Genomic DNA, 14,866 nt, shown 5'->3' with positions numbered 1-14,866 from the left:
AAGCGGCTAGCCCCGGCAGGGCTGGAGGAGGCCATCGCCCCTTCAACGAAAATCAGCCGGCGAAGTTGCCCGCATGGGCGAAAGCCTCGATCTCCTTACGGCCGCTCAGCACCTCCCGCGCCTGGAGCTGCTCGGGCAGGATGGACTTGTCGGCCTGCCGACCGATGGCCACCGCCGCCTCCACCTGGAAGCGATCGGGAATGGCGAGTTCACGGGGAACGCGGTCATAGTCGATCCCGGCCATGCCGTGGGTATGGTAACCCAGCCGCGTCGCCTGCAAGGCCAGAAGCGCCCAGGCTGCGCCCGTGTCGAAACTGTGGGTCCGGAACGGCCGGAGCTCGTCGGAGCCTGAAACCGGCATCATCCGATCCGACAGAACGAACAGAAGCACCGACGCATTCTTCGCCCAGGTCTGGTTGGCCGGGACCAGCAGATCAAGGAAGCGACCCCAGTCCGCCGAATCGCGGTGCGCATAAAGGAATCGCCACGGCTGGTGGTTGCTGGCGGATGGTGCCCAGCGGGCAGCGTCGAACAAGGTGTCGAGATCCGCCTGCGGCATGGCAGACCCGTCGAAGGCGCGAGGCGACCAGCGGTCCAGGAAAAGGGGTTCTACTGGTCGGGTAACGGTGCGCGGTTCGGATGCCATGGAATCGTCCTTCGAGGGCGGAATTGCCCCCGATGTCGTGCCAAAGCCTCAGAAAAGCAAGTCAGCAGGGGTCAGCGCGGCCGGCTTTCCCACCGAGTGCCTGAGGAACCGGGCTCCGCTGTTCGATCCAGCAGAACGACATGCTGATCGCGCAACAGCGCCTGCTTGATACGGTCGCGCAGGCGCACGCGGAGGCGCGGTGTCGGCAATCCTTCCATTCGTCATCCCCTCGACTCGGACAGTGCATTTCTATGCCTAGGGTAGAGATTGGTCGCGCAATCAAAAGTACGCAAGCCCCTAGCGTGCCTTTGTCGACCGGCCGGCACGCGCTGCCGATCAATCATATGGAATTACTATGCACGACGCCCGGCCCGCGTCTCGCAATCAAACGGCGCGGGGGCCTAATGGGGCGCTCGCACACGACCCGCTCCGCCTCCCGCGGCGGGCGTCATGCGGGAGTAAATTCCATGCAGGATCTTCTCTGGATCGGCATCACCTTCGGCCTGCTGGCGGCGAGCCTCGCCTATGTCCGCCTCTGCGGCGGCGCTTGAGGAAAGGGTGCCATGACCATCGACCTTTGGCTGGCGGCGATCACCGCGCTCGGCCTTCTCGTCTATCTCATCGCCGTACTCGCACGGCCCGAGCGCTTCTGAAGGAGGCGTGTCCATGACCTTCCAGGGATGGCTGCTGATCGCAGCCTTCGTCGGCATATTGCTGGCCTTCACCAAGCCCGTCGGCCTGTGGCTGTTCGCGCTCTATGAAGGGCGGCGCACGCCGCTCCACGCCGTGCTCGACCCCATTGAGCGCGGCTTCTACCGCCTTTCGGGCATCGACCCCAACGAGGAGCAGAACTGGCGGCGCTATGCCGTTCACATGCTGATCTTCAACGCCGCGTTGCTGCTGCTGACCTATGCGGTGCTGCGGCTGCAGGCGCTGCTGCCGCTCAACCCGCAGGGCCTACCCGCCGTGGGAGAGCATCTGTCGTTCAACACGGCGGTCAGCTTCACCACCAACACCAACTGGCAGAGCTATTCGGGCGAATCGACCCTGTCGACCCTCAGCCAGATGCTGGGCCTCGCCATCCACAATTTCCTGTCGGCCGCCACCGGCATCGCGCTTGCCTTCGCCTTCTTCCGCGGGTTCGCGCGACGCAATGCGGGCACGATCGGCAATTTCTGGGCCGATATCACGCGCGTGACGCTCTACCTGCTGCTGCCCGCCTGCATCGTCTATGCGCTGTTCCTGATCGCGAGCGGCGTGCCGCAGACGTTGGCGGGATCGGTCGACCTGACGACGCTGGAAGGGGCGAAGCAGACGCTCGCGCTCGGCCCGGTGGCGAGCCAGGAAGCGATCAAGACGCTGGGCACCAATGGCGGCGGCTTCTTCAACGCCAACAGCGCCCATCCCTTCGAGAACCCGACGGCGATCACCAACCTGGTGCAGATGCTGTCGATCTTCGCGATCGGGTTCGGCCTCACCTGGACGTTCGGCAAGGCGGTGGGCAATCCCCGCCAGGGCTGGGCGATCCTGGCCGCGATGACGACGATCTTCCTCATCGGCGTCGGCATCACCTACTGGCAGGAAGCGGCCGGCAACCCCGTGCTGCACCAGCTCGGCGCGATGGGCGGCAATATGGAGGGCAAGGAGGTCCGCTTCGGCATTGCCGCCTCCGCGCTGTTCTCCGTCGTCACCACGGCGGCGAGCTGCGGCGCGGTCAACGCCATGCATGACAGCTTCACGGCGCTGGGCGGCCTGATCCCGCTGTTCAACATCCAGCTCGGCGAAGTGGTCGTCGGCGGCGTGGGCGCGGGCATCTACGGCTTTCTGCTGTTCGCCATCCTCGCGGTGTTCGTCGCCGGCCTGATGGTCGGGCGTACGCCGGAATATGTCGGCAAGAAGATCGAAGCCCGAGAGGTCAAGCTCGCCGTGCTCGCCATCGCCGTGCTGCCGCTCATCATCCTGGGCTTCACCGCCATCGCCAGCATTACCGATGCGGGCCTCGCCGGTCCGCTCAACAAGGGGCCGCACGGGTTCAGCGAGATCCTCTATGCCTTTACCAGCGGCGTCGGCAACAATGGCTCCGCCTTCGCCGGCCTGACCGCCAACACGCCCTTCTACAACGGGCTGCTGGGCGTCGCGATGTGGATCGGCCGCTTCTTCATCATCATTCCGATGCTGGCGATCGCCGGCAGCCTGGCGGCGAAGAAATACACGCCGGAAACGGCGGGCAGCTTCCCGACCACCGGGCCGCTGTGGACGGGCCTGCTGATCGGCATCGTGGCTGTAGTCGGCGGCCTCACCTTCCTGCCCAGCCTCGCCCTTGGCCCTATCGCCGATCATCTCGCGATGATCCACGGCCAGCTCTTCTAAGGATCCGCAAAATGGCACGGTCCGAAACCAAGTCGCTCTTCACCGCCGACCTGATCGTTCCCGCGATCGGCGAGGCATTCCGCAAGCTCGACGCGCGGCAGCTGATCCGCAACCCGGTGATGTTCACCACCGCCGTCGTCGCGGTGCTGCTGACCGTCCTGCTCGTCATCGGGCAGGACAGGCTGGCCACCGGCTTCAAGCTGCAGATCGTTATCTGGCTCTGGCTGACGGTGCTGTTCGGCACCTTCGCCGAGGCGCTGGCCGAAGGGCGGGGCAAGGCGCAGGCCGCGTCGCTGCGCGCGACCAAGGCGGAACTGACGGCCAAGCGCCTGAAGGGCATCGGCGACGCTTATGAGAGCGTGCCGGCGAGCGCCCTGCGCCTGGGCGACATCGTGCTGGTTGAGACCGGCGACCTGATCCCCGCCGACGGCGAAGTGGTGGCCGGCGTCGCCTCCGTCAACGAAGCGGCGATCACCGGCGAATCCGCGCCGGTGATCCGCGAGGCGGGCGGTGACCGATCGGCGGTGACGGCGGGCACCCGCGTCATTTCCGACCGGATCCGCGTCCGCGTGACGGTGAACCCCGGCCAGGGCTTCCTCGACCGCATGATCGCGCTGGTCGAGGGCGCCGAGCGGCAGAAGACGCCGAACGAGATCGCACTCACGCTGCTGCTGGTGGGCCTCACCATCATCTTCCTGATCGCGGTGGGTACCATCCCCGGCTTCGCCAGCTATGCGGGCGGCACGGTGCCGGTGGCGATCCTGGCCGCGCTGCTTATCACCCTGATCCCCACCACCATCGCGGCGCTGCTGTCGGCGATCGGCATTGCGGGCATGGACCGGCTGGTGCGCTTCAACGTGCTCGCCAAGTCGGGCCGCGCGGTCGAGGCAGCCGGCGACATCGACGTGCTGCTGCTCGACAAGACCGGCACGATTACGGTCGGCGACCGTCAGGCAACCGAGTTCCGGCCGGTCGGCGGCGCATCGCAGGCCGAGCTTGCCGAAGCCGCGCTGCTCGCCAGCCTGGCGGACGAAACGCCCGAGGGCCGCTCCATCGTCCTCCTCGCCTGCGAGAAGTTCGACCGCACCGCGACCGCCCTGCCCGAGGGCGCTGAGGTCATCCCCTTCACCGCCCAGACGCGCATCTCGGGCGTGAAGGCCGGCGGGTCCATCATCCAGAAGGGCGCCGTCGATTCCGTGCTGCGGGCCAATCCAGGCCTGGACGCCACGCCGGCTGCTGACGCGCTGCACCGCATCACCGACGAGATCGCGCGCGCCGGCGGCACCCCGCTCGCCGTGGCGAAGGACGGCAGGCTGCTCGGTGCGATCTTCCTGAAGGACATCGTCAAGGCCGGCATCCGCGAACGCTTCGGCGAGCTGCGTGCCATGGGCATCCGCACGGTGATGATCACCGGCGACAATCCACTGACCGCCGCGTCCATCGCGGCTGAAGCGGGCGTCGACGACTTCCTGGCGCAGGCCACACCGGAGGACAAGCTGGCGCTGATCCGCAAGGAGCAGGAGGGCGGGCGGCTGGTCGCGATGTGCGGCGACGGCACCAACGACGCGCCCGCGCTCGCCCAAGCCGATGTCGGCGTGGCGATGAACACCGGCACCCAGGCCGCGCGCGAGGCGGGCAACATGGTCGACCTGGACAGCGATCCTACCAAGCTGATCGAGGTGGTGGGCCTGGGCAAGCAGCTGCTGATGACCCGCGGCGCGCTCACGACCTTTTCGGTCGCGAACGACGTGGCGAAATATTTCGCCATCATCCCGGCAATGTTCGTGGCGCTCTATCCGGGCCTGGGCGTGCTCAACGTCATGGGTCTCGCGAGCCCGCAGAGCGCGATCCTCTCCGCGATCATCTTCAACGCGCTCGTCATCCCGGCGCTGGTGCCGCTGGCGCTGAAGGGCGTCACCTACCGCCCGCTCGGCGCGGGGCCGCTGCTGGCGCGCAACCTCGCCATCTATGGCCTGGGCGGCATCATCGCGCCGTTCGTCGGCATCAAGCTCATCGACCTCGCCGTCGGCGGGCTGGGGCTGGCCTGAGCCAGGCCCGGAAAGGACATGACAATGACCAAGCATCTTCTTTCCTCGCTCCGCCCCGCGCTGGTGATGACGCTGCTCTTCGCCCTGCTGCTCGGGATCGGCTATCCGCTGGCGCTGACCGGCATGGGACAGCTGCTGTTCCCGGCGCAGGCCAATGGCAGCCTGGTCGAGCGTGACGGCAAGCCGATCGGCTCGACCGTCATCGGCCAGGCCTTCACCAGCGAGCGTTATTTCAACAGCCGTCCGTCGGCAGCGGGCAAGGGCTATGACGGCCTTGCCTCCTCCGGCTCGAACCTCGGCCCGACCTCGCAGGCGCTGGCCGACCGCGTCGCCGCCGACATCGCGAAATTCAAGGCTGCTTCGCCCGATCGTCCCGTTCCGTCCGATCTGGTGACTGCCTCCGCCTCGGGGCTCGACCCTGACATCAGCCCCGAGGCGGCTTTTTATCAGGTCGACCGCGTTGCCAAGGCGCGCGGGATCGACCGGGCACGCGTGCAGGCGCTGGTGACGGACAGCGTGCGCCATCCCCTGCTGGGCTTCATCGGCGAGCCGCGCGTCAACCTGTTCGATCTCAATCGACGGCTGGACGGTCTTTCCGCTAAACCGGCGGCGTGAGCGACCAGCACCGTCCCGATCCCGAAGCCTTCCTGCGCCAGGCGGCGCGGGAAGGCCGCGGCCGTTTGAAGGTTTTCCTGGGCGCTGCGCCGGGAGTCGGCAAGACCTATGAGATGCTGGCCGAAGGGCGGCAGCGTCGCGAGGCCGGCATCGACGTCGTGATCGGCATCGTCGAGACCCATGGCCGGCGCGAGACCGAGGCCATGGTGCAGGGGCTGGAGGTCGTGCCGCGCCGCATCGTCGCGCACCAAAGCCACGCCCTGGCGGAGATGGACATCGACGCGATCCTCGCCCGCCATCCCGCGCTGGTGCTGGTCGACGAGCTCGCCCACAGCAATGCGCCGGGCAGTCGCCATCCCAAGCGCTATCAGGATGTGCAGGAGCTGCTGGCGGCGGGGATCGACGTCTATTCGACGGTCAACATCCAGCATATCGAGAGCCTGAACGACGTCGTCGCTTCCTTCACCCGGGTCCGCGTGCGCGAAACCGTGCCCGACAGCGTGCTGGAGGAGGCGGAGATCGAGGTCATCGACATCCCGCCCGACGAGTTGATCGAGCGGCTGAAGGAGGGCAAGGTCTATATCCCGGAGGAAGCGAGCCGGGCGCTGACGCACTTCTTCTCCAAATCCAACCTCACGGCCCTGCGCGAGCTGGCGCTGCGCAGGGCGGCGCAGGCGGTCGATGCGCAGATGCTGGACTATGTCCGCGCCCATGCGCTGGCCGGCAGCTTCGCGGCGGGCGAGCGGGTGGTCGTGGCGGTCAGCGAGCTGCCGCAATCCGCCGGGCTGGTGCGCGCGGCCAAGCGTCTCGCCGATGCGCTCCGGGCGCCGTGGACCGCCGTCCATATCGAAACGCCGCGCACACAGGGCTTCTCTGAGGAGGAGCGGCAGCGTCTGGCCGAGACGCTTGCCCTCGCCGCGCGCCTGGGGGCGGAGACGGCCAGCATCCCCGCCGCCGGCGTCGCGGAGGGGCTGCGATCCTTTACGGCCGACATGCGCGCGACCCAGCTGGTCATCGGCAAATCGACGCGCAGCTGGTGGTTCGAACTGCGCCATGGCTCGGTGGTCGACCGGCTGATCCGCGACATCGGCAACGTCGCCGTGCACGTCCTGCCCGGCGAGGAAAGGCCCGTTTCCGGTGGCGCGGGCCAGCGGTCGCGCGGCGCCTGGGGCCAGCCGCTCGACTATGTCTGGGCGATGCTGATGGTCGCCGCGACCACGCTGGCCGGGCGGCTGCTGCTGCAGCTCATCGATCTGTCCAATATCTCGCTGCTCTATCTGGTGCCCGTGATGGTCGCTGCCGCCAGCTACGGCCTGCGCGCGGGGCTTGCCACCGGGGTTGCGTCCAGCCTCGCCTACAACTTCTTCTTCCTGCCGCCGACCGGCACGCTGACCGTCAACAATCCGGAGAACGTCATCTCCATCCTCGTCTTCCTGGGCGTGGCGGTGGTGACCAGCCAGTTCGCCGCGCGGATGCACGCGCAGACTGCGCTGGCGCAGGCGAGCGCGCGGCAGAACGCAACGCTCGCCGGCTTCTCGCGCCAGCTGACTGCCTCGGCCAGTCCCGAGGAGATGCGCCATGCGATCTGCGCGGAGGTCGCCCGCCTGTTCGACGTGCGCGCGGTGCTGCTGGTCCCCTCCGCGCTCGGCCCTCAGCTGCGCGCCGCCTACCCGCCCGAGGACAGGCTGGACGAGATCGAGCGCGCGGCCGCCCGCTGGGCGATGGAACATGACGAGCCGGCCGGGCGCGGCTCCTCCACCCTCACCGCGTCCGACTGGCTGTTCCATCCGGTGCGCGGCAAGGCGGGGGTGATCGCCGTCATCGGCCTCGCCCGCGAGGATGCGGGCGAGCCGGTGCGATCGGACCAGGTGCCGCTGCTGATGAGCCTGCTCAACCAGGCGGCGATCGCGCTGGAGCGCGTGGCACTGGAGGAGGAGATGATGGAGGCAGGCCAGATCCGCGAGCGCGACCGGCTGCGGTCCGCCCTGCTCTCCTCGGTCAGCCACGACCTGCGCACGCCGCTCACCACCATCCTGTCGACGACGCGCGAGCTCAGGACCGGCTATTCCCCCGAGCTCGCCGAGACGCTGGACGCCGAGGCGCAGCGGCTCAATCGCTTCATCGCCAACCTGCTGGACATGGCGCGGGTGGAAGCAGGCGCGTTGCCGCTCAGGATGGAGGCGACGGACCTGTTCGACGCGGTGGCGAGCGCGGTGCACGATACCCGCCCCGCCCTTGCCGGACGCGCGGTGGAGGTGGAGATTCCGCCCGACATCCCGCTGGTCCGGGTCGATGCCACGCTATTGCACCATTGCCTCATCAACCTGCTCGACAATGCCGGGCGTTATGGCGACCCCGATACGCCGGTGACGGTGCGGGCGGTGCGGCGGCCGGACGCCATCGACCTGTCGGTCATCGACCAGGGGCCGGGCATTCCGCCGGGCGAGGAGAAGCGCGTGTTCGACACCTTCACCCGGCTGGAGGGATCCGACCGGGCGAAGACCGGTACCGGCCTTGGCCTCGCCATCGTCAAGGCCTTCGCCGAGGCGATGGGGCTTGCCGTAGAGGCCAGGGGCATGACCGACCCGCCCGGGGCGTGCTTCACCCTGTCCATCCCGCGCCCCCTGATCCTGACCGACCTCAGCGACGAGGACCTGCCATGAAGCTGCGGCACAAGCTGCTCATCATCGACGACGAACCCCAGATCCGTCGGCTGATCCACGCCGCGCTCGCCCGCGCCGATTATGAGTCGGTCGAGGCGTCGAACGCACGCGAGGCGATGGAAAGGCTGCGCGAGGAGCGGCCGGACATCACCCTGCTGGACCTGGGCCTGCCCGACCGCGACGGGCTGGAACTGGTGCCGCTCATCAAGAAGGAGAGCGACACCACGCTGATCGTCGTGTCCGCCCGCGACATGACGGACGAGAAGGTGGCGGCGCTGGACCTGGGCGCCGACGACTATCTGACCAAGCCTTTCGACACCGACGAACTGCTGGCGCGGGTGCGGGTCGCGCTGCGCAACCGCGTCTCGCGCGAGGGCGGGACGGCGCGCGTGCAGGCGGGCGATGTCAGCATCGACTTCATGGCCCATATCGTGACGAAGAACGGACGGGAGGTGCATCTGACCCCCAAGGAATATGGCGTGCTGGAGCAGCTCGCCAAATTCCCCGGCCGGATCATCACCCACAAGCAGATCATGGACCATGTCTGGCCGCACGAGCATGAGCATCATGTCGAATATCTGCGCGTCCTGATCCGCACGCTGCGCCAGAAGCTGGAGGACGACCCGCAGCGCCCGCGCCTGATCGGCAACGAACTGGGGATCGGCTATCGGCTGCGGCTGGAGCCGGAGGGGGAATAGCCCCCTCCATCGTTCAAATCTCCAGCTGCGATCCCAGCTCCACGACGCGGTTGGTGGGCAGCTTGAAGAAGGACATCGGGCTTTCCGCGTTGCGGATCATCCAGGCGAAGAGCTTCTCGCGCCAGATTGCCATGCCCGGCCGCTCCGACGGGATCAGCGTTTGGCGGCTGAGGAAATAGCTCGTGTCCTTGACGTTGATCGGGCCGCCGCAATCCTGCACGGCCTTCATCGCGGCGGGAATGTCGACATCCTCCATGAAGCCGTGGCGCAGCACCAGACGGTAGAAGCCCTGCCCATGGTCGGTCGCGCTGGTCCGGCCCTCCAGCGGCAAATGCGGCACGGCCTCCGTCCGGACGGTGAGGATGATGATCCGTTCGTGCAGCACGCGGTTGTGCTTCACATTGTGCAGCAGCGCTGGCGGAACGCCGTCGGTGGTGGAAGAGAGGAAGATCGCGGTGCCCGGCACGCGCTTGAGCGATGCTCCCGCCGACCGGATGAACAGGTCCAGCTCCATCGCCCCCTCGCGCAGATAGGCGCGCATGATCCTGCGTCCCTTCGCCCAGGTAGTGAGCAACAGGAAGGCGCAGGCCGCGACCAGCAGCGGGAACCAGCCGCCATCCGGGATCTTGGTCGCGTTGGACGCGAAATAGGCGCCGTCGATGACCAGGAACAACCCGGTGACCGACCCGGCCACAAGCGGCGGCCATCGCCAGACGCTGAAGGTCAGCACGCCCAGCATGCAGGCGGTGATGACCATGGTGCCGGTAACCGCGATGCCATAGGCCGCGGCCAGATCGCTGGAACTGCGGAAGCCCAGCACAAGCAGGATGACCAGCACCAGCAGCGTCCAGTTGACGAGCGGCACATAGACCTGCCCTTCGGCATGGGCGCTGGTGTGCAGGATTCGCAGACGCGGCAGGAAACCGAGCTGCACTGCCTGACGCGTGACGGAAAAGGCGCCGGAAATGACCGCCTGGCTGGCGATGATCGTGGCCAGCGTCGCCAGGATCACGAGCGGCAGCCGCGCCCATTCCGGTGCGAGATAGAAGAAGGGGTTTTCCACCGCCGCCGGGTTTTCCAGCAGCAGCGCTCCCTGCCCCAGATAGTTGAGCATCAGACAGGGCAGCGCGGCGTAGAGCCAGGCGATCGAGATGGCCTTGCGCCCGAAATGGCCCATGTCGGCATAGAGCGCCTCCGCCCCCGTCACCGCCAGCACGACCGACCCCAGCGCGAGGAAGGCAAGCTTCGGATCGACGGCAAAGAAGCGCCAGGCCCAGACGGGATTGACGATCCCCACAATCTCCGGATGACGCAGCAGGTTGATCAGGCCAAGCGCCGCCAGCACGATGAAATAGAGCGCCATCACCGGGCCGAATAATGCGCCCACCCGCGCCGTGCCGTGGCGCTGGATCAGGAACAGGCCGATCAGGATGGCGATGGAGATCGGCAGCACCATCGGCGTCAGGCTGCTCTGGACGACGGTGAGGCCTTCCACCGCCGACAGCACCGAGATGGCGGGGGTGATGATTGCGTCGCCATAGAACAGCGCCGTCGCGATCACCCCCAGAGAGGCGATCAGCGGCGTCCAGCGGGTCGTCCCCAGCCGCCGGCCGATCAGGGCGAGCAATGCCATGCTGCCCCCTTCCCCGTCATTGTCGGCGCGCATGACGATGAAGACATATTTGACCGTCACGATCAGCGTCATCGTCCAGAAGATCAGCGACAGCACGCCGTAGATGTGCAGCGGATCGACGGCCAGCGGATGATGGCCGATGAAGCTTTCCTTCAGGGCATAGAGCGGCGAGGTACCGATGTCCCCGAACACGACGCCGAGCGCACCCAGCGCGAGCGCGCCGAGGCGACCCTGCGGCGCGCCCTGAGGACCGGCGGGCGGTGATGTCATGGCCGTGCTGTCATTCCCTGTTCCGTTCCCGCCATGCCACGCCGCCCCATAGGATTGCCACAGGAATAAACCGGGTTCGCTATGGGATTTGCATAGCATCGCGCAGCCGCGGCGGGAATTGCCGTGCGATTCCTACGCAATCCCTATGGCGATGCGTGGTTCCCGCTCTCGAATGGCTATGTCGATCTGCGTAGATGAGGAGCCCTCCCGTTCCCGGAAGGCTGCCACGATGTCGACGAAACCCTGGTATCGGACATGGAAGGCGAGGATCGGTCTGCGCCTTGCCGGCCTCACATTGCTCATCGCCACGGCCGCGGACGGCCGACTGCTGCATCATCTGGTATCGCTTAACCCAACGAGTGGCACCACACCCCTTGAACTGCTGCTGGCCGCGCTTGCCTTTCTGGGTGCCAGTGCAGGGATGGCAATGCTGCTGATGGGCGGACGACTGTGGCAGCCCGTGCCGCTGTCCAACCGCTGGACAACATACGGGGTGCCCGGTCCCGTTGTCAGCCATGTCGAGGCCAAGGGCCGTTAGTTCGCCCTTGCTACCGCCCCACGGCGTGCTTGTCCTCGCGCCGCCGCCCGACCAGCATGCCGCGCTCCAGCCGGGCGCAAAGCGCCGCATAATAATCCGACAGGAAGCCGACATCGTCATAGTCGTCGGGGATGCCCGCCTTGCGCCGGATCGTCGCGGCGACGGTGGCGATCGATTCCTCCCGGCCCTTGCGCAGCACATCCTCCAGCGTCTGCAGCTCGTAGATGCCGTAGAGGTCGAGCGCCGCGTCGCTGAACGTGCGCCGGGGCTGCTGCGCGCGCGCCGCGACCAGGTCGTCGCCCAGCTTCGCGCGGACATTCTGCACCACCCACGTCCCCGCCAGCAGGTCGCCGATCCGAAGCCGGTCGCGGTTGAACAGCGGGAAGAAGAGGAAGATGCCGCTCCAGCAGAGCGCGAACAGGGTAAGGAAACCGTCGGCCGCGCCCTGCGATGCCTGCATGCCGAGGAAGGAGAGCGGCAGGAACAGCTCGATTTCGCGCATCGCGTTGCGGGCGATCACCGCCCCACCGGTCAGCCGCCCGCCGTCTCGTGCCACGACCCGCAACCCGGTGAGCCGCTTGCCCGGCGTCGCGCCGCGCCCGCCCATCTCGAACAGCATGAACCAGCCGTTGCGCAGCACGAAGGCGCCCACGAGCCACAGGATCATCACGATCTCGCCGCCCGCGCCCGCTATGCCCGCCGTCACCAGCAGGACGGTGATGGCGATCAGCGTGCCGAACAGGATCAGCGCGTCGATCAGGAAGGCGCCCGCCCGTGCGCCGGCGCTTGCCAGCTCCAGCCGCAGGTCGACGCCCTCGGGCGTGACGAAGCTGCGCCGCAGCGTCGCGGGCGGGCGCTGCCCTCGCCTAGTACGCCAGCGCATCGCTTCCCTCCCGGCGCCGCGGCAGGTAGAAATAGGCGAGCCAGCCTGCGAGCATGGCAAGGCCGATGCCATAGCGTGTCGCGTCGGACTGGATGGTCTGGCGGCCGATCCCCTCCAGGAGCCCCGCCACCAGCAGCATCAGCACGACGCCCGCCATCGCAACCGCTGCGCCGCGCCCGGCCCTGACCGCCGACTCTGTCCGGGCGTCACGCCCCGGAAAGGCGACCGCCGTGCCGATCCGCATTCCCGCCGCGCCGGCCAGGATGATCGCGAACATCTCGGTCGAGCCGTGGATCGTCAGCCAGCCGACGAACCCGAAGCCCAGCCCCTTCTGCGCGAACAGGCAGATCATCGCACCGAGGCTGAGGCCGTTATAGAGCAGCAGCAACACTGTCGGCACGGTGAAGGCGAATCCCAGGGCGAAGGCAAAGATCGCCACCTGGCTGTTATGGGTGAAGAGATAGGCGGCGAAGGTCGCCAGCATCCCACCCTTCTGCTCGCCATAGATGGTGCCGCGCAGCGTCTCCATGCTGGCGGAAGGATCGCGGCCGCCCGCCATCGCGTCGGGGATGATGCTGTAGTACCAGCTCGTGTCGGTAGCGACGAGCCAATAGCCCGCGACCGCGCCGGCGACGGTCAGCAGCAGGCACACGAGCGTTTCGCGCCAGAGCGCCTGCACCGCGAGCGGCCAGCCCGACCCGAAAAAGCGCCGCGCCTGCCGCACGGCTGACTCAGGGACGCCGTAGAGCTGGAAATAGGCTCGGGTGCACAGCTGCTCCAAATAGGTGACGAGGCTGCGGTCCAGCGAGGTCTCGCGCGCCACGGACAGCGACGAAAGCGCCGACCGGTAGAGCAGCGGCAGCGCCAATATGTCTTCCTCATCGAGGGCGCGGACGGATTTCTTCTCCATCCGGGTGAGGAGGGCGTCGAGCCGGTTCCACTCCGCCTCGTGCGCGGCGCGGAAACGGCTGGCGTTGACCAGCGGGACGGCGGCGGCGCGGACATCGACAAGGGCGCTCACAACAGGTTCCTCCGCTTCAGGTCGACATAGCCTTCGACAAGGCGGTCAGCGACCCGGTCATACTCCGCTTCGATCACATGGGCGCCCAGATGCCTCAGGCGGGTGAGCACCATCAGCCGGTCGCGCAGCAGCGCGGCGGCGGTGACGGCGCGGGTCACGTCGTCGGCATTCTCCGGCGCGCGATCGACGATCGATTCCAGTTCGTCGTCGCGCAGTACGACGACGAGCAGCAGATGGGTCTCGACCAGCCGGGCGGCGGCGCGGACCAGGAAGTCGGCGGAGGTGAGATCGGTGAACTCCGTGAACAGGATGATCATCGACCGTCGCGTCAGCCGCGCGGCGAGCGTGGTGAGCGCATGGGTGTAATTGGTTTCCTCGCCGCTATAGTCGATCCTGGCGGCAAGGCGCTGCAACTCGCCGAAGGCCGCCGCGCCGGAGATCAGGCCGCTGGCGATGCGCGGCCGCGAATCGAAGGCGTGCAGCGCGACCCGGTCGCCCAGCTTCAGCGCGACCCAGGCGGTCAGCAGCATCGCCGACACCACCCGGTCGAGCCGGGAAAGGCCGGCAACCGGATCGGACATCTGCCGCCCGGCATCGACCGCGAAGACGATCTGGTTGTTGCGTTCCGACCGGAATTCCTTGACATGCAGCTTCAGCAGCCGCGCCGAATGCTTCCAGTCGATCGCGCGCCGGTCCATGCCGGACCGGAACTCCACCAGCGCGTCGAAATCGGCGCCGTCGCCGCGATCGACCTGCGCCATGAGGCCCTGGATCGCATGGCGTTGGAAAATCTGCGCGCCGCGCTCATGCACCGGGCGGATGTCGGGCAGGATCGCGATGCGCGTGTCGAGCGGCAGCGCGCGCTGCTTCCACGTCAGCCCCAGGGGTCCGCGCCAGCGCAGCCAGACGCGATCGACCAGCGCGGTGCCCCGGCGCGCCGCGCGCATCGGTACGCGCGCCGTGCCCTTCCCGCCGGCCAGCGCGAGCCATGCCCCTTCACCGTCCGTCTCGACCAGACCGTTCGCTCGCACCGCGAATTGCACATCGCGTGGCGCCTGCCCGGCGATGGCGACATCCACTGTCGCCTCGAAATCCTCGCCGACGCTGACATGGCCCGGCGCCGTCAACCGCGCACTGGCCGCAGCAGGCCAGGCACCGCGCAGCCCGTCGGCCAGCACCAACGCCAGCACGGCAACCGGCCAGGCCAGTGCGGCATACCAGCGCCCCGGCACCAGCAGCGCGACGATCAGCGTGACCGGCACGCCGGCGGCCGCCGCAAGGATCGCGCTGCGCGTCGGATAGAGGATGGAGGCGGGTTTCAGCGGGGCGCCTCGATCGTTTCGATGATGCCGGTCACCACGTCCTCGATCCGGCGGCCGTCGATCTCGGCGGCGGGCGACAGGATCAGGCGGTGGCGCAGCAGGGCGGGTGCGAGCGCCTTGACGTCGTCGGGGATGACGAAGTCGCGCCCGTCGATCGCC

The 14,866-nt window shown here is 67.8% G+C and carries 13 protein-coding genes and 1 pseudogene; 8 read left to right on the top strand and 6 right to left on the bottom strand.

Annotated elements, in window-relative coordinates; all coding sequences use genetic code 11:
* Window positions 1–52: 52 nt before the first annotated feature.
* Entirely contained in the window at window positions 53–646 is a 594-nt protein-coding gene (locus M529_RS29500; protein ID WP_021316847.1) for a nitroreductase family protein, read from the bottom strand.
* A gap of 404 nt (window positions 647–1,050) precedes the next feature.
* Between M529_RS29500 and M529_RS49635 the strand changes: the two genes are divergently transcribed.
* From M529_RS49635 to M529_RS29470, 7 genes are read left to right on the top strand one after another with little or no spacing between them, the layout of a single operon-like run.
* A complete protein-coding gene (locus M529_RS49635) occupies window positions 1,051–1,197 on the top strand; it encodes a hypothetical protein (RefSeq protein ID WP_161626322.1) in 147 nt (48 codons plus the stop codon).
* A 12-nt stretch (window positions 1,198–1,209) separates the two neighbouring features.
* The gene (gene kdpF, locus M529_RS29495) at window positions 1,210–1,299 is read left to right on the top strand and encodes a K(+)-transporting ATPase subunit F (protein WP_021316845.1); all 90 of its coding nucleotides are present in this window, start codon (window positions 1,210–1,212) and stop codon (window positions 1,297–1,299) included.
* A 13-nt stretch (window positions 1,300–1,312) separates the two neighbouring features.
* Entirely contained in the window at window positions 1,313–3,016 is a 1,704-nt protein-coding gene (gene kdpA / locus M529_RS29490; protein WP_021316844.1) for a potassium-transporting ATPase subunit KdpA, read from the top strand.
* 11 nt (window positions 3,017–3,027) lie between these two features.
* Window positions 3,028–5,064, top strand: coding sequence for a potassium-transporting ATPase subunit KdpB (kdpB, locus tag M529_RS29485; protein ID WP_021316843.1), 2,037 nt, complete (start codon window positions 3,028–3,030; stop codon window positions 5,062–5,064).
* A gap of 24 nt (window positions 5,065–5,088) precedes the next feature.
* Complete coding sequence (gene kdpC, locus M529_RS29480; RefSeq protein ID WP_021316842.1) at window positions 5,089–5,679, top strand: potassium-transporting ATPase subunit KdpC; 591 nt, start codon at window positions 5,089–5,091, stop codon at window positions 5,677–5,679.
* Entirely contained in the window at window positions 5,676–8,342 is a 2,667-nt protein-coding gene (locus tag M529_RS29475) for a sensor histidine kinase (protein ID WP_021316841.1), read from the top strand. The genes kdpC and M529_RS29475 overlap by 4 nt, the downstream gene beginning before the upstream one ends.
* Window positions 8,339–9,040 carry a response regulator transcription factor gene (locus tag M529_RS29470; RefSeq protein WP_021316840.1) on the top strand — a complete coding sequence of 234 codons (702 nt, stop codon included), beginning with the start codon at window positions 8,339–8,341 and terminating at the stop codon, window positions 9,038–9,040. Before M529_RS29475 ends, M529_RS29470 begins: the two co-directional genes overlap by 4 nt.
* 13 nt (window positions 9,041–9,053) lie before the next feature.
* Here the strand turns inward: M529_RS29470 and M529_RS29465 are convergent, their stop codons facing one another.
* Window positions 9,054–10,943 (bottom strand): potassium transporter Kup, encoded by a 1,890-nt coding sequence (locus tag M529_RS29465; protein ID WP_021316839.1) that lies wholly within the window; start codon window positions 10,941–10,943, stop codon window positions 9,054–9,056.
* 229 nt (window positions 10,944–11,172) lie between these two features.
* Here M529_RS29465 and M529_RS29460 point away from each other — a divergent pair, with 229 nt between their 5' ends.
* On the top strand, window positions 11,173–11,481 hold the full coding sequence (locus M529_RS29460; RefSeq protein ID WP_021316838.1) for a hypothetical protein: 309 nt from the start codon (window positions 11,173–11,175) through the stop codon (window positions 11,479–11,481).
* Between the two features lie 10 nt (window positions 11,482–11,491).
* On the opposite strand, the gene M529_RS29455 is transcribed toward M529_RS29460, so the two are convergent.
* The 4 genes and pseudogenes from M529_RS29455 to M529_RS49025 form a co-directional block, all read right to left on the bottom strand.
* Window positions 11,492–12,364, bottom strand: coding sequence for an RDD family protein (locus M529_RS29455; RefSeq protein ID WP_021316837.1), 873 nt, complete (start codon window positions 12,362–12,364; stop codon window positions 11,492–11,494).
* Window positions 12,348–13,385 carry a stage II sporulation protein M gene (locus tag M529_RS29450; protein ID WP_021316836.1) on the bottom strand — a complete coding sequence of 346 codons (1,038 nt, stop codon included), beginning with the start codon at window positions 13,383–13,385 and terminating at the stop codon, window positions 12,348–12,350. The genes M529_RS29455 and M529_RS29450 overlap by 17 nt, the downstream gene beginning before the upstream one ends.
* Window positions 13,382–14,692, bottom strand: coding sequence for a DUF58 domain-containing protein (locus M529_RS29445; RefSeq protein ID WP_031294458.1), 1,311 nt, complete (start codon window positions 14,690–14,692; stop codon window positions 13,382–13,384). Before M529_RS29445 ends, M529_RS29450 begins: the two co-directional genes overlap by 4 nt.
* An 11-nt stretch (window positions 14,693–14,703) precedes the next feature.
* A pseudogene (locus M529_RS49025) lies at window positions 14,704–14,866 on the bottom strand (AAA family ATPase); the annotation flags it as partial.

Source organism: Sphingobium ummariense RL-3 (assembly GCF_000447205.1).
GTDB lineage: Bacteria > Pseudomonadota > Alphaproteobacteria > Sphingomonadales > Sphingomonadaceae > Sphingobium > Sphingobium ummariense.
Note: the sequence above shows the minus strand (reverse complement) of the source record. Positions and strands in the feature narration are given on the sequence as shown.